This is a genomic window from Flavobacterium sp. (genome assembly GCF_044368995.1).
In the GTDB taxonomy this organism is placed as follows: Bacteria; Bacteroidota; Bacteroidia; order Flavobacteriales; family Flavobacteriaceae; genus Flavobacterium.
Genome location: NZ_JBIPMS010000018.1, coordinates 1 through 22,206, shown reverse-complemented (window position 1 = coordinate 22,206; position 22,206 = coordinate 1). Strand labels below are relative to the sequence as shown.

The following is a 22,206-nucleotide window of genomic DNA, read 5'->3' as shown; positions in this document are numbered from 1 at the left end:
TGCGCAGTAATTTTATTTTCTTTTAATAATTCAGCCGGCGTGCCTTGGCTAATAATTTGTCCGCCATATTTTCCTGCTTTCGGACCTATATCTATAACATGATCGGCACGAACTATCATATCTTTGTCGTGTTCTACAACCAAAATCGAGTTGCCAATATCGCGTAAACTTTCTAATGATTTTATCAATCGTTCATTATCACGTTGATGTAATCCGATACTTGGCTCGTCTAAAATATACAAAACGCCCACCAGTTGCGAACCAATTTGAGTCGCCAAACGAATACGTTGTGCTTCTCCGCCAGAAAGTGTTTTCGAACTTCTGTTCAAACATAAATAATCTAAACCAACATCTAGTAAAAAATTAATCCGCGCGTTAATTTCTTTTAAAATTTCGTGTGATATGGTTTGTTGTTTATCTGTTAAGTGATTGGGTAAATCAGAAAACCACTGTTGTAATTCTACAATATCCATTTGAACTATATCGCCAATACTTTTTCCGTTGATTTTAAAATACAATACTTCTTTACGTAAACGCGTGCCTTGACATTCAGAACATTCGTTTTCGTCCATAAATTCTTTAGCCCAACGCTTGATACTTGCCGATTCTGATTGTTCAAACTGATTTTTTATGAAATTGGATATACCTTCGAAGTCAATTTTATAATCTTTAGTAATTCCCATCACTTTAGAAACCACTGAAAATTTTTCGTTTCCACCGTATAAAATCATTTCCATCGCTTCCGCAGGAATAGTATCGATAGTATCCGTTATTTTAAAACCATATTTTTCACCAATAAATTCTAATTGTTTAAAAATCCAAGTGCTTTTATATTCTCCTAATGGTGCAAAACCACCCAATTTTATAGATAATTTTGGGTTAGGAATAATTTTTTGCAGATTAATTTCGTTTACCATTCCTAAACCATTACAGTTAGAACAAGCCCCTTTTGGTGAATTGAAGGAGAAATTATTTGGTTCCGGATTGGGATATGAAATACCAGAAGTAGGACACATTAAACTTCTACTATAAAACCGAACTTCTTGAGCATCTTGTTCAATTACCATCATAATATCATCACCGTGATGCATAGCTACTTTGATACTTTCGGTTAATCGTTTGTCGGTGTCCTCGTCTTTTTTTACAGCCACTCTGTCAATTACAATTTCAATATCGTGTGTTTTGTACCGATCTACTTTCATGCCATATTCCAAATCTTTTATGGTGCCGTTTACACGCACTTTTAAAAAACCTAGTTTGGCAATTTGTTCAAATAACTCTCGATAATGCCCTTTTCGGGAACGAATTACAGGAGCTAAAATGTTAATTTTTTTTCCGTCAAATTCTTGATAAATCAATTCTTTTATTTGTTCATCCGAATAGGAAACCATTTTTTCACCCGTGTTGTAACTGAATGCATCTGCGGCACGTGCAAATAATAATCTAAGAAAATCGTAAATTTCCGTAATCGTTCCAACAGTTGAACGTGGACTTTTATTGGTTGTTTTTTGTTCAATAGCAATCACTGGAGAAAGTCCGTCTATTTTATCTACATCGGGACGTTCTAATCCGCCTAAAAACTGACGAGCATAGGCAGAAAAGGTTTCGATGTATCTACGTTGCCCTTCCGCATAAATCGTATCAAAAGCTAATGATGATTTTCCAGAACCTGATAAACCTGTAATAACCACTAATTTTTCACGAGGAATGGTAACATCAATATTTTTTAAATTATGAGTACGAGCCCCAATAATTTCAATAGAATTTTCTGTGTGTTGCATACAATTTTTATCAAAATGCAAAATTACAATTTTTTACTTCAATTGTAAGACAGAAATAGGTTTAGTTTATATTAAGTTTTTATTTTTTCAGTATTTTTTCTTCTACAAAATTTACAAGAAAACCTAATTTCATTTTATTCAACATTTTCTTTTCAAAGTTCCAAAAAAATGTAAATTGTCCAAATAGAAAACCAATAAAAATAAGTAGTACTTGATAAATAGGAAAAATTAACACCAATCGTAAAATACGATACAGCCAATGTGGTTCAAAGTTTTCGGGAATTCCAATTAATGAAAGGAAGGGTTTTGCTAGTTGTAATGAGCTAAAACCTGTGATGGCAAAAACAATCAAAATGCTTGCTAATTGCCAATTACTTGAAATATTCCAACGTTTTTTTAACCTATTCATTTTATAAAAATTTATCGGTGCAAAGATAAAAAAAAGTCCCGAAAAATCGAGACTAAATTTTATTTTTGGTAAACATATTGGCTATTTTAATTATTTGTTTTTCAATAAACTAATTATTTGTTCGGCTAATTCGGTACCAATTCTGTCTTGCGCTTCTAATGTTGCCGCACCAATATGAGGTGTTAATGAAATTTTTGGTTGCATTAATATTTGAATTTCTGGAGTTGGCTCGTTTTCAAACACATCTAAACCCGCAAATAATACTTTTCCGTTTTCGATGGCTTCAATTAAAGCAATTTCGTTAATTACGCCACCACGAGCACAATTTACAATTCCCACCTCGTTTTTCATCATTTCAAATTCGGCTTTGTCTAAAACATAACCGTCTTGCGCTGGAACGTGAAGTGTAATAAAATCAGAATGTTTTAAAACATCTTCTAATGGTTCTGTTATGATATCTACATTTATAAATTGACCGTTATAAAAATCAACTCTAATTACAGCTTCGTTAATATATTTATCCGCTGCAATTACTTTCATTCCAATTCCTAAAGCTAATTTTGCCACCGCCTGACCAATTCTTCCGAATCCAATAATTCCAATAGTTTTTCCTCGTAATTCTAAACCATCAGCGTAGGCTTTTTTTAATCCATCGAAATTGGTATCACCTTCTAAAGGCATATTTCTATTGGCATCGTGTAAAAATCGAACGCCTGAAAATAAATGCGCAAAAACCAATTCGGCTACACTTTCAGATGATGAAGCAGGCGTGTTAATTACATGAATTCCTTTTGATCGCGCATATTCTACATCAATATTATCCATTCCAACACCGCCACGACCAATAATCTTTAATCCTGGACAAGCATCAATAATGTCTTGTTTTACTTTTGTCGCACTTCTTACCAAAATTACTTGTACATCATTGGCATTGATGTAATTGGCTACCTGTTCTTGTGCTACTTTTGTTGTAATGACTTCAAAACCGGCTTTTTCTAATGTAGTAATTCCGCTTTTTGAAATTCCGTCGTTTGCTAATACTTTCATATTTTTTGATTAAAAGATTGAATAATTAAAAGATTCAATCAAGGGATAAATTGTTTTTTATTTTATAGTTTTTCCAATTCTTTCATTACGTCTACCAATACTTGAACACTTTCCAATGGCAATGCATTGTACATAGAAGCACGGTAACCTCCAACAGAACGGTGCCCAGTCAATCCAGAAATTTCTGCGGCCTTCCACATCGCATCAAACTTTTCTGCTAAACTTTCGTCTGTTAAAACAAATGTTGCGTTCATGATGCTTCTGTCTTCAACTGATGCCGTACCTTTAAATAACGGATTTCTGTCAATTTCTGAATATAGCAAATGTGCTTTTTCATTATTTATTTTTTCAATAGCTGCAATTCCACCTAAATTTTTCAACCATTTTAAGGTTAATAAGGAAGCGTAAACAGAAAACACCGGCGGTGTATTATACATGCTTTCAGCTTTTATATGTTTTTCATAATCCAAGATACTTGGAATATAACGCCCTGTTTTCCCAAGAATTTCTTCTTTTATTACTACCAATGTAGTTCCAGCAGGTCCCATATTTTTTTGTGCCCCTGCATAAATGATATCAAATTGTGAAAAATCTAATGTTCTTGAAAAAATATCCGAACTCATATCGCAAACCATAGGTACATTTGTTTTTGGAAATGATTTCATCTGGGTTCCGAAGATTGTATTATTACTAGTACAGTGAAAATAATTGACATCAGTTGGAATTTCTATATTTTTTGGAATGAAATTATAATTGGCATCTTTTGAAGAACCAACAATAATAGTTTCTCCAAAATGTTTGGCCTCTTTTATGGCGTTGTTTGCCCAAGTTCCTGTATCTAAATAAGCTGCTTTTCCATCAACTTTCATTAAGTTGTAAGGAACCATTAAGAATTCTAAACTCGCACCGCCAGCCAAAAATAAAGCTTGATATCCTTTGTTTTCTAATCCTAAAAGTTCTAATGCTAAAGCGCGAGCTTCATCCATTACAGCAACAAAATCCTTACTTCTGTGTGATATTTCTAATAACGATAAATCGGAATTATTAAAATTTAAAATGGCTTGAGCTGATTTTTCAAATACTTCTTGTGGTAAGATACAAGGTCCTGCGCTATAATTGTGTTTTTTCATGGTCTTGGTTGTAGTTTAATACAAATTTCAGGTTTTTAGAAAAACTTCCAAAAATTAAATAAATGAAATTGAGTTTACTTATTAACAATATCGATTTCGAAACCAATTACTTTTTTTTTGAGGTTTTTCTATTTGAATTTACTTTCGCCTCCAAATTAAATTTAGGTTGGTGTTTATGCACTTCTTTTTCTTTTTGTGCTTTGATAATAGTACTAATTTTTGAAACTGACATTTTATAAATTATTTAGAAAATCTAAAGTATCTACATTATCTGCATAGTCCCATAAATTTGGTTTCTGAGTATTCCCAAAATAAACTGAATTTTCAATAATTCCGTTCGAAACTACACATTGAATGATTTCTGAATCTTGATTTAAACGCGTTTTAATTTCATTTATATCTTCGTAATATTCATAAAAAACTGAAGAAATAGGGGAGGCATGACTGATGTCTTCCTTAATGGTTAAAAATTCGTTATCTAACAATTGAAAATTACTCATTAAAAAAACGGCTTTATTATAATCGTAATTATTAGCGTATTTCTCGTAATAAATCACGTCTTTTTGAGCGTACATTCCGTTAAAAAAAGCATCGAAATTATAATTTTTAGGCACAAAAATTTTAGATACATTGCGGCAACCTAATCCAAAATATCTAAAAACATCTTCGCTTAACAAAGTCATTTCTTCTGGAGTTTCATTTCCTGTTAAAACAGCGACTGAATTTCTACTTTTTCTAATAATGGAAGGTTTGTTTTTAAAGTAATATTCAAAATATCTTGCAGTATTGTTACTTCCAGTGGCAATAACGGCATCAAAATTTTCTAATTTACCTTCAACAAAAGTTATTTTTTCATTAAATCGATTGTCTAAAGCAATTAAATATTTAGTTAAAAATTTAATTAAATAATCGTCTTTACTCGAAGTTTTAACCAAAACATTATTTCCAGAAATTAAAACGGATAAAAAATCGTGAAAACCAACTAAAGGTATATTTCCTGCTAATATTAAACCCACATTTTTAGGTTCTTTTTCAGTGAAACTGTAAGCAGAAAGCCACTGATTTAAGTTGTTTTCAGTTAATGCTTCAGACCAACTTGAAATGCTAAAATGTACATTGTCAGGTGTAAACCAATTATTGTGTGATTGCGACAAGGCGATTAAATCTATAAACGAGTTAAAAAACAAATCATTATATTTTACTTGGTCATTTTGTTGATTATTATTTAAAGAAAATTGGCATAAAAACTTTCCTAATTCAACAAAATTATTTTTTATTTCAATTTGTAACATGTGTAACTTGTTTATATTTAGTTTACGTTGTATTTTTGCACAAAATTAATATAATATGTCGAAAGTCTAACGTCTTAAAGTAAAAAGATTTATGACAATTGACATTGTGACTTTTCAACATTAAGACAAAATAAAATGGCAATTATAATAACAGACGAATGTATTAATTGTGGGGCTTGTGAACCAGAATGTCCAAATACAGCAATATATGAAGGTGCAGATGATTGGCGTTGGAAAGACGGCACGAAACTTTCAGGAAAAATAGTTTTACCAGACGGAACAGAAATTGATGCAGATGCGGCACAAACGCCAGTTTCTGATGATTTATATTACATCGTTCCAGGAAAGTGTACTGAATGTAAAGGATTTCATGACGAACCTCAATGTGCGGCAGTTTGTCCAGTTGATTGTTGTGTGCCAGACGATAATCATGTAGAAAGTGAGGAAACACTTTTAAACAGACAAGCATTTATGCATAACGAATAAAATTCTCAAACACCAAAGAGGTGTTTTTGATAGTAAAATAATAATATAATATAATAGAACCGATGTGAAGTCCCCTTCGGCAATTTAGGGGCTTTAAAATATGAAAGCAGGAATTGTAGGATTACCCAACGTAGGAAAATCAACATTATTTAATTGTTTATCCAATGCAAAAGCACAAAGTGCTAATTTTCCGTTTTGTACTATTGAGCCAAATATTGGTGTTGTAAATGTACCAGATCCAAGAATCAATCGATTAGAAGAATTGGTAAAACCAGAACGCGTACAAATGGCTACTGTTGATATTGTTGATATTGCTGGTTTAGTCAAAGGCGCAAGTAAGGGTGAAGGTTTAGGGAATCAGTTTTTAGGAAATATTAGAGAATGTAATGCGATTATTCACGTACTACGTTGTTTTGATAATGATAACATCGTTCACGTTGATGGAAATGTAAATCCAATTCGTGATAAAGAAACTATCGATATCGAATTGCAATTAAAAGATTTAGAAACTGTTGAAAAACGTTTGGAAAAAGCAAATAAAGGTGCAAAAACTGGAAATGCTGAAGCTAAAATTGAAAAGAGTATTTTAGATAAAATTAGAGAAGCCTTATTACAAGGAAAATCGGCAAGAACGGTTGAACCAAATGGAATTGAAGAAGCCGCTTTATATGATGCCTTTCAGTTAATTACAGCTAAACCTGTATTATATGTTTGTAACGTGGATGAAGCTTCGGCAGTGAACGGAAACAAATATGTTGATTTAGTTAGAGAATTAGTAAAAGATGAAGATGCAGAAGTAATCATACTTTCTGTAGGTGCAGAAGCTGATATCACAGAACTAGAAAGCTATGAAGAACGTCAGATTTTTTTAGAAGATATGGGATTATCTGAGCCAGGTTCTGCAGTTTTAATTCGTGCGGCTTATAAATTATTAAACTTGCAAACGTATTTTACTGCTGGTGTTAAAGAAGTTAGGGCTTGGACAATCCAAGTTGGAGACACAGCTCCACAAGCGGCAGGAGTAATTCATACCGATTTTGAAAAAGGATTTATTCGTGCTGAAGTAATCGCTTTTGAAGATTATTCCAATTTCGGTACAGAAGCAAAATGTAAAGAAGCAGGAAAATTAAGAGTAGAAGGAAAAGAATACATCGTAAAAGATGGTGATGTGATGCATTTTCGTTTTAACGTGTAATTTGAGAAAATAGAGAATATAGAGTAAACCGTTTCAGAAATGTTACGGTTTTTTTATTGCCTAAAGTTTTCATTTGCATATACTAAGCATTAAATTTAATTGTAGTTTCAAGTCTATTTTCTATATTCTATTCTCTATATTCTATAACTGAAAACTTCTTAATAACTTCTTCAAAAACCATTTTTATTTTTTAATGAAATCCTTTATCTTGCAACAAATACAAAATCCGATTATGCAAGACCAACAAGATCAATATAACGAAGATAATATACGTTCACTCGACTGGAAAGAGCATATCCGAATGCGTCCAGGGATGTATATTGGTAAGTTAGGGGATGGTTCCTCACCAGATGATGGTATTTATATTTTATTAAAAGAAGTGCTCGATAACTGTATCGATGAATTTGTAATGGGCGCTGGAAAAGTAATTGAAGTTACCTTAAAAGATAAAATGATGACGGTACGCGATTATGGTCGTGGTATTCCGTTAGGAAAAGTAGTCGATGTAGTTTCTAAAATGAATACCGGTGGAAAATACGATTCTAAAGCCTTTAAAAAATCCGTAGGTTTAAATGGAGTAGGAACTAAGGCAGTTAATGCTTTGTCTAATTATTTCCGAGTGGAATCTGTTCGAGATAACCAGCAAAAAGCAGCCGAATTTTCAGCAGGTAATTTAACACTTGAAGAAGATGTAATTGAATCAACGAAACGTAAAGGAACAAAAGTATCTTTCGTTGCCGATGAAGCTATTTTTAAAAACTACAAATATCGTAACGAGTACATCATTAAAATGCTTAAAAATTATTGTTACCTAAATACGGGTTTAACAATATATTATAACGGCGAAAAATATTTTTCAGACAATGGTTTAAAAGATTTATTAGAAGAAACTATTGCTGAAGAAGATATGGTGTATCCAATTATTCACCTTTTAGGTGATGATATTGAAGTCGCCATAACTCACAGTAAAACCCAATATTCTGAAGAATTTTATTCTTTTGTAAACGGGCAAAACACCACGCAAGGCGGCACGCATTTAGGTGCTTTTCGTGAAGCGTTAGTTAAAACTATAAAAGAGTTTTATAACAAACCTTTTGAAGCGTCAGATATTCGTAAATCGATTGTTTCGGCAATTGTGGTGCGTGTGGAAGAACCTGTTTTTGAAAGTCAGACCAAAACCAAATTGGGTTCAACTGATATGGGACCAAATGCCCCTTCGGTTCGTACGTTTGTTAACGATTTTATGAAAACGAAGTTAGATAATTTCTTACATAAAAATCCAGAAGTTGCAGATGCTTTACTTCGTAAAATTCTTCAAGCCGAACGCGAGCGTAAAGAATTATCTGGAATTAGAAAATTGGCGAAAGACAGAGCAAAGAAAGCCAATCTACACAATAAAAAATTACGCGATTGTAGAGTACATTTAACGGATTCTAAAAACCCAAGAAGTTTAGAAAGTACGCTTTTTATTACTGAGGGAGATTCAGCTTCTGGTTCAATTACTAAAAGTCGTGATGTAAATACTCAAGCCGTATTTAGTTTACGTGGTAAGCCATTAAATTCGTATGGAATGAGTAAAAAAATTGTGTACGAAAACGAGGAATTTAATTTATTGCAAGCGGCACTAAATATTGAAGAAAGTATGGAAGATTTACGTTACAACAATATCGTAATTGCTACCGATGCCGATGTCGATGGTATGCACATTCGTTTGTTGTTGATTACGTTTTTCTTACAGTTTTTTCCTGAAATGATAAAAGAAGGGCATTTGTATATTTTACAAACACCACTTTTTAGAATTCGAAATAAGCGAGAAACCATTTATTGTTATTCGGAAGAAGAACGAAGGGCTGCAATGGAAAAACTAAAGCCAAAACCAGAAATTACCCGATTTAAAGGATTAGGAGAAATTTCGCCAGATGAGTTTAAAAATTTCATTGGAGAAACCATTCGTCTCGATCCAGTAATGCTGGATAAAGCCACGTCTATTGAGAAATTATTAGAATTCTATATGGGTAAAAACACACCCGACCGTCAAGAGTTTATCATTAATAACTTGAAGGTGGAATTAGATGTAGTGGAAGAGGAAGTTTAAAAGATAATAATAAACATACTGAAACTCTGAAATGAATTCAGAGAAAAAAAATTCAGATAAATGAAAGACGAAGAAGAAAACATAAATCCAGAGGAAGAAAATACTGAAAATACGAATTCAGAGGAAAATTCATTTGATGACAATCAAGAAGAAGCACTTTCTGAAGAAATTATTGAAGTAGCAGCTAAACACTTCGAAGGACAACATTTTTACGAAAACGACGAAAATCCTGAAGATACCATTACCAAAGTAACAGGAATGTACAAAGATTGGTTTTTGGATTACGCTTCGTATGTGATTTTAGAGCGTGCTGTTCCTGCTATTGAAGATGGTTTCAAACCCGTGCAACGTCGTATAATGCACTCTTTGAAGGAGTTGGATGATGGTCGTTATAATAAAGTGGCGAATGTAGTGGGACATACCATGCAGTATCATCCTCACGGAGATGCAAGTATTGGTGATGCTATGGTGCAAATCGGACAGCGTGAATTGCTTATCGATTGTCAAGGGAACTGGGGAAATATTTTAACCGGCGACAGCGCTGCTGCTTCTCGTTACATTGAAGCACGTTTGTCAAAATTTGCTTTAGAAGTATTGTACTCTCCAAAAATTACCGATTGGGGTGTTTCTTACGATGGTCGTAGAGCAGAACCAAATAATTTACCAGTAAAATTCCCATTATTATTAGCTTCTGGAGCTGAAGGAATTGCGGTTGGGTTATCCACTAAAGTCTTGCCTCATAATTTTATCGAGTTAATTGACGCTTCAATAAAAATTCTAAAAGGAAAACCATTTACCATTTATCCTGATTTCCAAACGGCTGGTATAGCAGATGTTTCAAATTATAATGATGGAATGCGTGGTGGTAGGGTGCGAGTGCGAGCTAAAATTTCGCAATTAGATAAGCAAACGTTAGTCATTACTCAAATTCCGTTTTCAACGAATACGTCAACTTTGATTGATAGTATTTTGAAAGCCAATGAAAAAGGGAAAATAAAAATTAAAAAGATTGAAGACAATACCGCTGCTGAGGTAGAAATATTAATTCATCTTTTCCCTGGTGTTTCACCAGATAAATCTATTGATGCGTTGTATGCTTTTACGGCTTGTGAAACTTCTGTAGCGCCATTAGGTTGTGTTATTGAAGATAATAAACCACTTTTTGTTGGTGTTTCTCATATGTTGAAAATTTCGACAGAAAGAACGGTTGTGCTACTTCGTAAAGAATTAGAAATTCAATTAGAAGAATTAAAAATGAAATGGCATTTTTCTACTTTAGAAAAAATCTTCATTCGTGAAGAAATGTATATCGATTTCAAATTGTATTCGGATAGAGAAACACTTTATGAATATTTATACAACCAATTTGAACCGTTCAAAAAGTCATTTGTTCGTGATATTATAGATGAAGATTTACAGAAATTAACGCAAATTCCAATGATTCGTATTACGCGTTTCGATTCGGACAAAGCGGACGATTTTATTTCGAAATTAGAAGATGAAATGAAAGAAGTGCAACATCATTTAGACAATCTAATTGATTTTGCTATTGATTATTTCACACGACTTAAAGAAAAATACGGAAAAGGAAGAGAACGCCAAACCGAATTAAGAAGTTTCGATACGATTGAAGCTACGAAAGTAGTTTTACGTAATACCAAATTATATGTAAACAAAGAAGAAGGTTTCTTTGGAACAAGCTTAAAGAAAGATGAATATGTGGCCGATTGTTCAGATATTGATGATGTAATTGTGTTCCTGAGAGATGGAAGAATAATGATTGCTAAAGTAGACGACAAAAAGTTCGTTGGCAAAGATATCATTCATATTGCGGTTTTTGATAAAAACGACAAACGTACCATTTATAATATGATTTATCGTGATGGTAAAAACGGTGCTACATTTATTAAACGATTTAATGTTTCTGGTGTAACTCGTGATAAATTCTACGATTTAACGCAAGAAAAGCCAGGTTCACAAGTCTTATATTTTTCTGCCAATCCTAATGGGGAAGCTGAGGTGGTGACTATTTTATTGCGCCAAGTTGGAAGTATTAAGAAACTGAAATGGGACCAAGATTTTTCAGATATTGCCATTAAAGGTCGTGCAAGTAAGGGAAATACGGTTACAAAATATCCAATCAAGAAAATTGAATTAAAAGAAAAAGGAATTTCAACACTTCGACCAAGAAAAATTTGGTTTGATGATACAGTTCATCGTTTAAATGTTGATGGAAGAGGCGAGTTGTTGGGCGAATTCAAACCAAACGACAGAATCCTTGTAGCGAATCAATCGGGGAAAATAAAAACCATTATTCCTGAATTGACTACGCATTTTGATGAAGACATGATTGTAATGGAAAAATGGCATCCGAAAAAACCAATTTCTGCTATTTATTTCGATGGGGAAAAAGACCGTTATTTTATAAAACGTTTCTTAATTGAAAACGAAAACAAAGAAGAAATTTTTATAACTGAGCACGAAAAATCTCAATTAGAAATCATTTCAACAGATTGGTTGCCTATGGCTGAAATAGTTTATGCGAAAGTAAAAGGCATACAAAAAGACAATCAGATTATAAATTTAGATGAGTTTATTGCCGTTAAAGGAATTAAAGCACTTGGAAACCAATTGACAACAGATAAAATTAAACAAATAAATATATTAGAATCATTACCTTTTGAAGAGATTTTAGACGAACCAGAAGAAATTGTTTCTGAAGAGATTGATTCTGAAACTCAAGATTTCAATATTGAACCTGGTGGTGACGGACAAATAACGTTGAGTTTAGAGTAAACTTCAAATACAACCTGACAAGTTTTTGAAACCTGTCAGGTTTTTTTTAATTCGATACATCCGCATCTTTTAATTTTTCATCCATAATTTTACTGTTGTATAAAACCACGGGTTTCTTGCTGTTTTTCTTCATTTTTAGATTTAAAAATTCCACAAATAAAGAGAAGAAAATAGCGAAATATAAATATCCTTTTGGAATACTATGGACGGTCTCTCCGCCAAAGAATTTAAAGTTAGCTAAGTGTGATCCTTCTGCTAAAAGCATGACTCCAATTAAAATTAAAAACGATAATCCTAAAATTTGTATGGTTGGGTGATTGTTTACGAATTTACTCACTGGTCCTGCAAAAATCATCATAATAATTATTGAAATTATAATTGCCATAATCATAATTTCTATGGCACCAGCTGTTCCAAATCCTACTGGTGGTTCTGCAGCACTAACTAAACCAATAGCAGTTAAAATACTATCAAAAGAGAAAACAATGTTTAATAAAGCAATTTGTAAAATAGCGGCACCTAATGAATTACTCGCTTTTCCATTTGTACCTTCTTCTTCGCCTTCTAATTTATGATGTATTTCAGATACAGATTTGTATAATAAAAACAAGCCACCACCAAAAATAATTAAGCTTTGACCAGAAATTCCTCCTGATAAAAATCCTAAATCAAAATCGTAGAATGATTTTTTTAAGTTCATAACCCAAGTTATACCAAAAAGCAATACAACTCGGAAAGCCATCGCTAACAATAATCCAATTCTTCTGGCTTTTGGTTGGTCTTTTTCATCTAATTTACCAGACACAATTGATAAAAATACAATATTATCAATTCCAAGAATAATTTCTAAAAAAGTTAAAGTTAATAATGCTATCCAAGCATCTGGGTTGGTTAAAATTTCCATGTAATTGTTATAGGTTATTATGATATTGTTTGTTTTAAATAAAAACTTACTACTATTTTACGAAGAAAATTACAATTTAGTTACAGAACCAAACTGTTTTTTTGCATCGCCAACAAATGAATATTCGAAATTATATTTTGAGTCTTTGGTATTTAGTATTTTAACGTGAACCGCTTTTTTTTCAGCTCTGTTTTTTGGCTTTACATTTTCTAAAATATATTCACAATCATTTATCCATCGGATAGAAAAAGTATCAATAATAGCATTATAATTTTCAATTTGAATAGAATCATTTCTTTCAAATGCACTGCTTAGTTTTTTGCCATCAAAAGTGGTTTCTGAAGTGAAGTTTCCAGTTTTAAAGTCTTTACAAGTTCTTTCTTGATTGTAACAAGAAACAAGTGTTAATGCTAATAATAGTAGTATTTTTTTCATTTTTTATTTTTCAAACATGCTTTTCATTATTGTGTTAATTCCTTTAAACATTAAAAAAACAGCAAAGCCACAAATAATGACACCCAAAATCGCAACATAAATAAATAAAGGATGCTTTTGGTTTTTAAAACTACTATTTAAAACAAACACACCCGCAAAAAGTGTAGGTAATGAACCTAATAATATGCGAAGTCCTTTGTTTAAAATGGCTTTATTTACAGACATGATTTATTTATTTTTGGCTAGTATAATAATCAATAGCTTTTCTTACACTTCCATGCTCTTGTAACAATTTTTCTCCAGTTTCATAAGATACAGGAATTTCTTCCATTATCATTCTTATGCCTCTGTCAATTAATTTGTCATTACTCAATTGCATGTCTACCATTTTATTACCTTTTACTTTTCCAAGTGCAATCATAGTGGTTGTAGAAATCATATTTAAAACTAATTTCTGTGCTGTTCCAGCTTTCATTCTGCTACTTCCAGTAACAAATTCAGGACCTACAATTACATCAATAGGGTAATTTGCTGTTTGCGAAAGCGGACTATTTGCATTGCAACTGATACTTCCTGTAGTAATACGGTTTTCATTACATCTCTGTAAGCCACTAATAACATAAGGTGTCGTTCCTGAAGCTGCTATACCAATAACTACGTCATTTTCATTAATATTCCAGGCTTGTAAATCTTTCCAAGCTTGGTTTTTATCATCTTCAGCAAATTCAACAGCTTTTCTAATTGCAGTATCGCCACCAGCAATAATTCCAATCACGGTATCAAAATTTACACCAAATGTTGGCGGGCATTCACTAGCATCAACTACGCCTAATCTTCCAGAAGTACCAGCACCGATATAAAATAAGCGGCCACCTATTTTCATATTAGCAATAATTTTTTCAATTAATACTTCAATATTAGGTAATGCTTTTTCAACTGCTAATGGTACTGTTTTGTCTTCTGTATTGATGTGAGTTAGCAATTCGTTTACAGACATTTTGTCTAAATGCTCGTATTTTGATGCTTGCTCCGTAGTTTTAATAAACGTCATTATATTCCAATTATTGATGCTCAAATATACAAAGTATTTATAAAATTACAGAATGACAGTCGTAGTTTCTTGAATATTTTTATATTTGTTAAAAACTATATCTTTTGACTCAAAAATTCCACAGATTAAAAATTTGTTTTGTTACCGTAACGCTTTCAGATGGAGGTGCAGAACGGGTTGCATCAGATTTATCATTGTATTTTGAAAGTCAAGGTATTCAAGTGTATCACGTTGTTTTTTCAGGTAAAATTGAATATAATTATGCAGGAAAACTTTTTCATTTAGAACATTTAAAAGATAAAAGAAATAGTTGGTGGAGTAGAAGCAAGCGTTTTTTTGCCTTGAAGAAATTCTTTCGGGAAAATCATTTTGATTGTGTAATTGATTTTCGAACCAAAGAATATTTTTTACAAGAATTGATTATTCATAACTTTATTTATCCAAAATTTATTCAAACGGTTCATAATTACCATCTTGAACATTATTTTAACAAGAGCAAGATTTTAACAAAATTAATGTATCTAAATTGTGTTGAATTTATTTCAGTTTCAAAAGCAATTCAAAAAAAAGTGACTGCTGATTATGGATATAATAATTCAGGTTTAATTTATAATCCTTCCAATTTTAAACAAACAAAAATTGATTCCAATGAATTTTTAAATTTTAATTTTGAGTTTGTAGTTGCTGCTGGTAGAATGCACAAAAACAACGTAAAACAATTTGATGTTATTATAGAAACTTATGCTAAGTCTATATTGCCTTCTAAAAACATTAAACTAGTTATTTTAGGTGATGGGGAGTTAAAAGACGATTTTATTGATTTATCAATAAGGTTAAATATGGAAGATTATGTTATTTTTGAAGGTTTTGTTTCGAACCCTTTTAAATACTATAAAAACGCACTTTTTTTAGTAATGGCAAGTAAATTTGAAGGTTTTCCAATGGTTATTATTGAAGCTTTATCTTGTCGATTACCTGTTGTTACTTGGGATTTTAATTCAGGACCAAGTGAGATTATTAAAAGTATGGAAAATGGTATTTTAGTTGAAAACTACAATAAAGAAAAACTAATTGAAGCGATGAATCTATTTGTAACAGATAATAATTTATATTTACATTGTAAAGAAAACGCAGTATCAAGTGTGAAACAGTTTGGTATAGAAAATATTGGTAACGAATGGTTTAACGTTTTTGATAAATTAAAATAAAATGAGTTATAAAATCATAGATATTCCGAAAATAAACAATACAAAAGGAAATATTGGTGTTATTGAAAATGATACGATTCCATTTGAAGTAAAACGCGTATATTATTTATTTGACGTACCAAGTGGCGCAAAACGTGGCGGACATGCGCACAAAAAACTCAAACAAGTTATACTTGCTATTTCGGGAAGTTTTGATGTGGTTTTAAAAGATGGAAAATCGAAAGAAATTATTACTTTAAATAGACCTGACAAAGGTTTGCTGATTGAAAACAACATTTGGCGCGAGTTAGAAAACTTTTCTTCAGGTTCGGTTTGTTTGGTATTGGCTTCTGAGGAATTTTCAGAAGATGATTATATTAGAAGTTATAAGGAGTATTTGAGCTTCATAAAAGAGTAATAAATTGTTTCAGCATCACAAAGAATATCAATACGTACTTGTTTTTATACCAAATTTTAATAAAAACAACTTCAATTTTTCTAACGTATTTAAAACAAATCTGGGCATTTTTAAAAGAATATTTTGTTTCCAATTTAAGTTTCTTGAATCAATTGTTACAATTATTTTTTCCCAACGCAAATCGTTATTTTTCTTTAAACGCTTTCCTAAAGCATACCTTTCAAAATCGAGATATTTTTTTAAATCTGAATTTGTTTTTGCCCAATCTTCATAAATGTCAAAATCTGGAGTGGTTTTATCATGTAATGAACTTTGTGTAAGTTGGTTTTCTGTTTGCATAAAATAACTCATTTGAACCGAGTTATGATAAGCTAATTTAAAATTGTAATTGGCTCTAATATTGAAATCTAAGTCTTCTGAAAAACTAATATCTTCATTATAAAACCCAACCTTTTCAAAGATTTCTTTATGAAAACATACGGAACCGTGATTATAAATACCTTGTTTTACATTTATTTTGAAAAAGTTGATATAACCTGAAAAATTTATTGGTAAAATTTCAGAACCATTGTAAGGTTTTTTAATTACAGATTCCCAAACTTCTTCATAATTTGTGCCAAAAATTCTCGCTTCTGGGAAACTTTGTATCAATTGAAAGATACTTTCTAAGAAAGTTGGTTTCCATAAATCATCTGCATCTAAAAATGTGATATAATTAGAATTTGCATTATTAATTCCAGTATTTCTTGAAGCTGATAAGCCAGCATTTTTTTCGTGATTAAAGATTCGAACTTTATCTGATTTATATTTTGATGCAATTGTGGCACTAGAATCAGTAGAACAATCGTTTATGATTAACAAATTGAAATCTGTATAAGTTTGATTAAGAACGCTTATTATCGCATTTTCAATGTACTTTTCTTTGTTGTAAAGCGGAATTATGACTGTGAAAAATGGCATCTTAATCAGTTAATATATATTGGAATACTTCTTTCCAGTTGTGTAAATCTTCATTGGTATTGTATGCTGTTTTATTGCCTTGAAAGACATGTTTTTTGGCTACAATTTCCGTTATCATTTCAGCTAACTCTTTTTGGTTTTCTAAATTAAAAAACGACACATTTTCATAATTTCCGCAAGCTTCTTTCGCGTAAGGTAAATTCGCTAGAAGCATGCTTTTATGATGTGCTTTTGCTTCTGAAATAGGTAAGCCCCAAGTTTCTATTTTCGATGTAAATACCAAATAATCAATTGAATTGTAATATTTTAACATCATATGCTTATTTAATAACTTTAATCGATTTACTTCAGTTGATTTGTATTTTTCGTTTAAATAGTTAACATATTTGGTGGTGTTGTTTTTTAATCCTGTAATATGAAATTCACACGAATTTAAAACTTCTTCTGGAAGTAATTTGATAGCTTCAAAAAGGTATTCAATATTTTTAAAACTTTTCGGAAAACTAGGATAGAAAAAATGAATTTTGTTTTCGTTTAAAGCTATTTTTTCTTTCGAAATTTCTTCCACAAATTGCGGAATGGCAACTTTTACATTGGTGATATTAAATCGCTTTTCGAAAATTTCTTTTATCCAATGTTGTTGTACAAAAACCGTATGATTTTTATTGATATTTAATTTAAATAAATTGTCATACAACAAGGAAAAAAAACCAATTTTATAATCAAATTTCCAGTCTTTCCAAGTTGGTTTAAAAAATGTGGTTGGATGATGACAATAAACGAATTGTTTTTTAGCGATAACTCTTGGCGTTGTATCGTGCAAAGAAAGCCAAACATCGGGTTGTATTTTTGTAGAGAGTTTTTTGAAATAAAAATATTCATAATAAAATCGGTACAACCAAGATTTTTTTGATTTTGGAAGTTCGATTAATTGAATGTTGGGAAAATTAAATTTAGAAGCATCATGAACCAATGCAATTACCTGAACATCTTTGTTTTTGATATATTCAGAAAGTTCTTGCAAAACATTGTGAAGTATAGTAAAAATACCACCTTCAACCATGTTTACTCCAGAGATTACAATTTTTTTCTTTTTCAACGTGTTTTAGATTATTTGTCCATCAACATTTTACCTGCAATAACTAGTAAAACCACAGCAAAAATTTTCTTCAACATTTTTTGGTCTAATGTTAAGGCAAATTTGCTTCCAAAAATACTACCCACAACAAAAAAAATAGCGATAATTGCAGCATATTTTATATTAATTTGCCCTTCTTTATAATAATTAAAAACCGCAACAGCTGTAACAGGCACTGCTAATACGGCTAAACTTGTACCTTGTGCTTGGTGTTGATTAAATCCGAAAAACATGACTAATAATGGCACCATAATTATGCCACCACCAACGCCAACCAATCCGCTTAGTACTCCAGCTAAAATTCCAATAAGAATTAAAGACAATATTATTTGTAGGGTCATTTTACTTTTCATTTTTATTTATAATATCCCTCAATTGGAATTTCAATTTCGTATGTTTTTTTTGTTGGATTATCTAATTTTTTATCACGCAACCATTGGTTATGTGTTTTTAAAATTTTATAGTTAATACCTTGGCTTATAGCAAATGTAGACAAATTTGTTATAGTAGAGTCAACCATTATTTTTTTTGTATTAATTTTCGGATACAAAGCTTCTTTTGGAATTAAATAGCCATATTTTTCTGGATTTTTCATAATTTCTTTCAAAGCTAAAATTCTAAACATATAACGAGCCGTTTCATCCGTTAGCCATAAATTATAATAATCTGAAGTTTGTTGAAAATTAATGTGATTTTGTAATCCAGTCATACCCCCATTATATGATGCAGCGGCTACTGTCCAATTTCCGAATTTGTTTTTGGCCTTAATTAAATATTCACAAGCAGCTTGCGTAGATTTTTCAATATGATAACGTTCGTCTACTTGTTCTGTTATTTCTAATTTACTTTCCTTAGCAGTTCCGGGCATAAATTGCCAAACGCCTTTAGCTCCAGATGGTGAAATAGCATTAATTAACCCGCTTTCAATAACAGCTAAATATTTAAAATCATCCGGAACATTATATTTCGCTAATATCGGTTCGATAATAGGGAATACCTTATTCGCTCTTTTAATTAAAATGGCAGTTGAGGCATTTAGATTGATATTAACTAGCATTTCTCTATCTAATCGTTCTTTAACATCTGCTTGATTTGTTGGCACTTTTTCCCCACAAAAATCCATTTCACTAGGATAATCTACATGATTTTTTTTCGGTACATTTTGGTAGGAAGAAGCATAAATTAAAAACCCGCAAATTAAAAATATTGCGAATAAAAAAAATGTTTTATTAAGATGTTTCATAAGTTTAATTTTAGTCATGTCTTTAAAATTAAGGTAATTTTATATGTTTTTTTTTATTCTAATATTAAATTCGGTAAATTTTTATTTAACCATTTGTATTTATTTACAATCATGATATGAGTGCCTCCCTTTACAATAATACAATTTTTGATATTCGTAATTGGAAAAACCATGTCTTCATCACCATGAATGTGAATAACTTTTTCATCAGGAACATTTCTTTGCCAAAGTAATACATTTTCAATTGCCCAATCTAAATATTTAGTTTGTTTCATAAATAAATATTTATTGTATAATTTAACTCGTTTAGCAAGTAAACCTCTCCCTTTTACATATCTTGATAAATAGTTTACTTGCCCTAAAAGACTGGTTGGCAATGCTTTGTATAATTTTGTAGCTTTAGCTAATTTCATGTGAATAGGCAATTCTTGGTTGCTTTTTACACTTGAAATGATAATGACTTTTTTTGTTTTAATTATTTCAGCCATTTCCTGAACCACTATTCCTCCGAATGAAACGCCTATTAACACGCAATTTTCATGTTTCACTTTTTCACACATTCTTTTAGCGTAATTCTTTATGGTTTCATGATGCATAGGTAAAATCCATTCTAAATAATGCATATCAAATTGTTCTTTTGGTAATTTTATATTTTCGAATATTTCTATGCTTGCAGCCAAACCAGGAACAAAGTAAACTTGTATTTTCGACATTAGTTTGATGATTTTGTGCCTTAAAATTATAATTTTAATTTTAATTGGGTTTCTTTTTTAGATATAAAAATTTAAATTTAACAAATAATTTTCTATTGTTATGATTTTCATTTGTTTACTTCTTGATTTGTCTTTATTTTTTTGTAAATTTGCAGACATTTTAACAAACAATTAAGATTTGTTAGTATTTAAAACCCAAATTTATGCTAGTTGAGGAAATTAAAGACAATGAATTATTAAGACAATTTGAAACGAAAACGGATTGTGGACTTTTAACAATTGAATATGCCATTCAAGAACGCAAGATTTTTCTAACCAAGCTTTGTGCCAACGAAAACGAAAATGAAGATAAAGTAAATCAATTTATAACTTCTGTTTTAGATATTGCAGAGGAAAGAAAGTTTAAAGTTGTTCCAACAAACACAAAAATCGTTTCTTTTTTTAGGAAAAATAAAAAATTTCAACAATTATTACCACCAGGAATTAAATTATAGCAGCATACAATTAGTATTTTTAACAGCATTGAAACTCGTTTTGATGCTGTTTTTAGTTTATTATTTCTTTCATTTATTTAAAATTGCTGATTTTATAAATGTTATATTTTCATCAATTTTTGTTAATTATCATTGAAAATAGTACCTTTGTGCCTATATTTGATATTGTTTTAAAGGTATAAATTCCTTTAAAAATCAATACATTAAAGAAAAATTTCTTTCCAAAATTAATTAGAATTTAAATTTAGAATGAACCCATACATAGATAGAGAAAAAAGCTGGTTAGCCTTTAATGCTAGAGTTTTACAAGAAGCCGCAGATGAAAATGTACCCTTATTAGATAGACTTAGATTTTTAGGTATTTTTTCCAATAATTTAGATGAGTTTTTCCGTGTTCGTTATGCTGCAATTCGTAGAATGACGATAGAAAAGATAGATACTAAACCAATATTAGGCGATATTTCAGCAGAACAGTTATTGAAAGATATTACAGAAATTGTAATTGACCATCAATCGGAAAGTTTACGAATATTAAATGTTATAGAAAAAAAACTTGAAAAGCAGGGGATTTACATAGTTAATGAAAAACAAATAAATACAGACCAAAAAGCATATGTTAAAGATTTTTTCATTCAAAAAGTAAGTCCAGAATTAGTTACCATCATGTTAAATGATTTAGTTGAATTTCCCTTAATAAAAGACACTTCAGGATATTTAGCAGTAAAATTGGTAATGAATGAAAACAAAACAGGACTAATTTCTCCATTATTAAGTGATAAAGAAATTAGATATGCCATTGTTGAAATTCCAAAAACAATAAACAGGTTTGTTGTTTTACCTTCTAATTCAGAAAAACAATATATTATTTTATTAGATGACGTAATTCGATATAGTTTGGATCATATTTTTAATATTTTCGATTATGAAAGTATTGACGCTCATATGATAAAAATTACTCGTGATGCCCAATTAGAGTTTGATTCAGATTTAAGTAAGAGTTTAATTGAAAAAATATCTTATAGTGTTAAAGAGCGCAGAGTAGGAGAACCTGTTCGTTTTGTATATGATCAAGCAATTGATAAGGATACTTTAGAATTTTTCCTAAACAGAATGAAAATTGATAGTTCGGATTGCATAATTCCAGGAGGAAGATACCATAACCGAAGAGATTATATGGATTTTCCAAATCTTGGAAGATACGATTTATTGTACAAACAAAATGTGCCACTACCCATTCAAGGATTAAGTTTGGACGGAAGTATGTTGCAAAGTATTAAGGAAAAAGATTATTTATTGCACGCGCCATATCAATCATTTTCTTACTTAATTCGATTTTTAAGAGAAGCGGCTTTAGATCCAAAAGTGCAATCTATAAAAATTACTTTGTACCGATTGTCTAAAAATTCTCAAATCGTAAGTTCGCTTATAAATG

Annotated in this window: 20 protein-coding genes and 2 pseudogenes; 8 read left to right on the top strand and 14 right to left on the bottom strand. The window is 30.9% G+C overall.

The window, feature by feature from the left end:
• The 5 genes and pseudogenes from ACIQ2I_RS02875 to ACIQ2I_RS02855 form a co-directional block, all read right to left on the bottom strand.
• A pseudogene (locus ACIQ2I_RS02875) lies at positions 1–1,781 on the bottom strand (excinuclease ABC subunit UvrA); the annotation flags it as partial.
• A 79-nt stretch (positions 1,782–1,860) separates the two neighbouring features.
• On the bottom strand, positions 1,861–2,190 hold the full coding sequence (locus ACIQ2I_RS02870; RefSeq protein ID WP_396180926.1) for a DUF6787 family protein: 330 nt from the start codon (positions 2,188–2,190) through the stop codon (positions 1,861–1,863).
• 90 nt (positions 2,191–2,280) lie between these two features.
• A complete protein-coding gene (locus ACIQ2I_RS02865) occupies positions 2,281–3,237 on the bottom strand; it encodes a D-2-hydroxyacid dehydrogenase (RefSeq protein ID WP_396180925.1) in 957 nt (318 codons plus the stop codon).
• Between the two features lie 62 nt (positions 3,238–3,299).
• Positions 3,300–4,367 carry a 3-phosphoserine/phosphohydroxythreonine transaminase gene (gene serC, locus ACIQ2I_RS02860; protein ID WP_396180924.1) on the bottom strand — a complete coding sequence of 356 codons (1,068 nt, stop codon included), beginning with the start codon at positions 4,365–4,367 and terminating at the stop codon, positions 3,300–3,302.
• Positions 4,368–4,600: 233 nt separating this feature from the next.
• Positions 4,601–5,659, bottom strand: a complete 1,059-nt coding sequence (locus tag ACIQ2I_RS02855; protein ID WP_396180923.1) for an acyl-CoA reductase — start codon at positions 5,657–5,659, stop codon at positions 4,601–4,603.
• 135 nt (positions 5,660–5,794) lie between these two features.
• Between ACIQ2I_RS02855 and ACIQ2I_RS02850 the strand changes: the two genes are divergently transcribed.
• The 4 genes from ACIQ2I_RS02850 (at position 5,795) to ACIQ2I_RS02835 (ending at position 12,231) form a co-directional block, all read left to right on the top strand.
• Positions 5,795–6,145, top strand: coding sequence for a 4Fe-4S binding protein (locus ACIQ2I_RS02850; RefSeq protein WP_396180922.1), 351 nt, complete (start codon positions 5,795–5,797; stop codon positions 6,143–6,145).
• A gap of 100 nt (positions 6,146–6,245) precedes the next feature.
• Positions 6,246–7,340, top strand: coding sequence for a redox-regulated ATPase YchF (gene ychF, locus ACIQ2I_RS02845; protein ID WP_396180921.1), 1,095 nt, complete (start codon positions 6,246–6,248; stop codon positions 7,338–7,340).
• Positions 7,341–7,572: 232 nt separating this feature from the next.
• Positions 7,573–9,435 (top strand): DNA topoisomerase IV subunit B, encoded by a 1,863-nt coding sequence (locus ACIQ2I_RS02840; protein WP_396180920.1) that lies wholly within the window; start codon positions 7,573–7,575, stop codon positions 9,433–9,435.
• A 60-nt stretch (positions 9,436–9,495) separates the two neighbouring features.
• Positions 9,496–12,231 carry a DNA gyrase/topoisomerase IV subunit A gene (locus ACIQ2I_RS02835; RefSeq protein ID WP_396180919.1) on the top strand — a complete coding sequence of 912 codons (2,736 nt, stop codon included), beginning with the start codon at positions 9,496–9,498 and terminating at the stop codon, positions 12,229–12,231.
• A 46-nt stretch (positions 12,232–12,277) separates the two neighbouring features.
• Here ACIQ2I_RS02835 and ACIQ2I_RS02830 read toward each other — a convergent pair whose 3' ends face one another.
• The 4 genes from ACIQ2I_RS02830 to murQ all read right to left on the bottom strand — a co-directional run bounded on the left by ACIQ2I_RS02830 (position 12,278) and on the right by murQ (position 14,621).
• The gene (locus ACIQ2I_RS02830; protein WP_396180918.1) at positions 12,278–13,135 is read right to left on the bottom strand and encodes a TerC family protein; all 858 of its coding nucleotides are present in this window, start codon (positions 13,133–13,135) and stop codon (positions 12,278–12,280) included.
• Between the two features lie 69 nt (positions 13,136–13,204).
• Positions 13,205–13,570 carry a DNA topoisomerase IV gene (locus tag ACIQ2I_RS02825; protein ID WP_396180917.1) on the bottom strand — a complete coding sequence of 122 codons (366 nt, stop codon included), beginning with the start codon at positions 13,568–13,570 and terminating at the stop codon, positions 13,205–13,207.
• Between the two features lie 3 nt (positions 13,571–13,573).
• Positions 13,574–13,795: a DUF6095 family protein gene (locus tag ACIQ2I_RS02820; RefSeq protein ID WP_396180916.1), complete on the bottom strand. Its 222-nt coding sequence runs from the start codon at positions 13,793–13,795 to the stop codon at positions 13,574–13,576.
• A gap of 7 nt (positions 13,796–13,802) precedes the next feature.
• Positions 13,803–14,621, bottom strand: a complete 819-nt coding sequence (gene murQ / locus ACIQ2I_RS02815) for an N-acetylmuramic acid 6-phosphate etherase (RefSeq protein WP_396180915.1) — start codon at positions 14,619–14,621, stop codon at positions 13,803–13,805.
• 104 nt (positions 14,622–14,725) lie between these two features.
• Between murQ and ACIQ2I_RS02810 the strand changes: the two genes are divergently transcribed.
• The gene (locus ACIQ2I_RS02810; RefSeq protein ID WP_396180914.1) at positions 14,726–15,829 is read left to right on the top strand and encodes a glycosyltransferase; all 1,104 of its coding nucleotides are present in this window, start codon (positions 14,726–14,728) and stop codon (positions 15,827–15,829) included.
• Between the two features lies 1 nt (position 15,830).
• Complete coding sequence (locus tag ACIQ2I_RS02805; protein ID WP_396180913.1) at positions 15,831–16,226, top strand: sugar 3,4-ketoisomerase; 396 nt, start codon at positions 15,831–15,833, stop codon at positions 16,224–16,226.
• Between the two features lie 27 nt (positions 16,227–16,253).
• Here ACIQ2I_RS02805 and ACIQ2I_RS02800 read toward each other — a convergent pair whose 3' ends face one another.
• Genes ACIQ2I_RS02800 through ACIQ2I_RS02780 form a run of 5 tightly spaced genes read right to left on the bottom strand, consistent with a single transcriptional unit; the run spans position 16,254 to position 20,280 of the window.
• A complete protein-coding gene (locus ACIQ2I_RS02800; RefSeq protein WP_396180912.1) occupies positions 16,254–17,186 on the bottom strand; it encodes a glycosyltransferase family 2 protein in 933 nt (310 codons plus the stop codon).
• 1 nt (position 17,187) lies between these two features.
• Complete coding sequence (locus ACIQ2I_RS02795; protein WP_396180911.1) at positions 17,188–18,285, bottom strand: glycosyltransferase; 1,098 nt, start codon at positions 18,283–18,285, stop codon at positions 17,188–17,190.
• A gap of 11 nt (positions 18,286–18,296) precedes the next feature.
• Positions 18,297–18,677, bottom strand: a complete 381-nt coding sequence (locus tag ACIQ2I_RS02790) for a sulfite exporter TauE/SafE family protein (RefSeq protein WP_396180910.1) — start codon at positions 18,675–18,677, stop codon at positions 18,297–18,299.
• 2 nt (positions 18,678–18,679) lie between these two features.
• A complete protein-coding gene (locus ACIQ2I_RS02785) occupies positions 18,680–19,567 on the bottom strand; it encodes a lytic transglycosylase domain-containing protein (protein ID WP_396180909.1) in 888 nt (295 codons plus the stop codon).
• Positions 19,568–19,620: 53 nt separating this feature from the next.
• Positions 19,621–20,280: an alpha/beta hydrolase gene (locus ACIQ2I_RS02780; protein ID WP_396180908.1), complete on the bottom strand. Its 660-nt coding sequence runs from the start codon at positions 20,278–20,280 to the stop codon at positions 19,621–19,623.
• A 203-nt stretch (positions 20,281–20,483) separates the two neighbouring features.
• On the opposite strand from ACIQ2I_RS02780, the gene ACIQ2I_RS02775 reads away from it, so the two are divergent.
• Both ACIQ2I_RS02775 and ACIQ2I_RS02770 read left to right on the top strand, forming a co-directional pair.
• Complete coding sequence (locus ACIQ2I_RS02775) at positions 20,484–20,774, top strand: N-acetyltransferase (RefSeq protein WP_396180907.1); 291 nt, start codon at positions 20,484–20,486, stop codon at positions 20,772–20,774.
• A gap of 249 nt (positions 20,775–21,023) precedes the next feature.
• Positions 21,024–22,206 (top strand): annotated as a pseudogene (locus tag ACIQ2I_RS02770) (polyphosphate kinase 1); the annotation flags it as partial.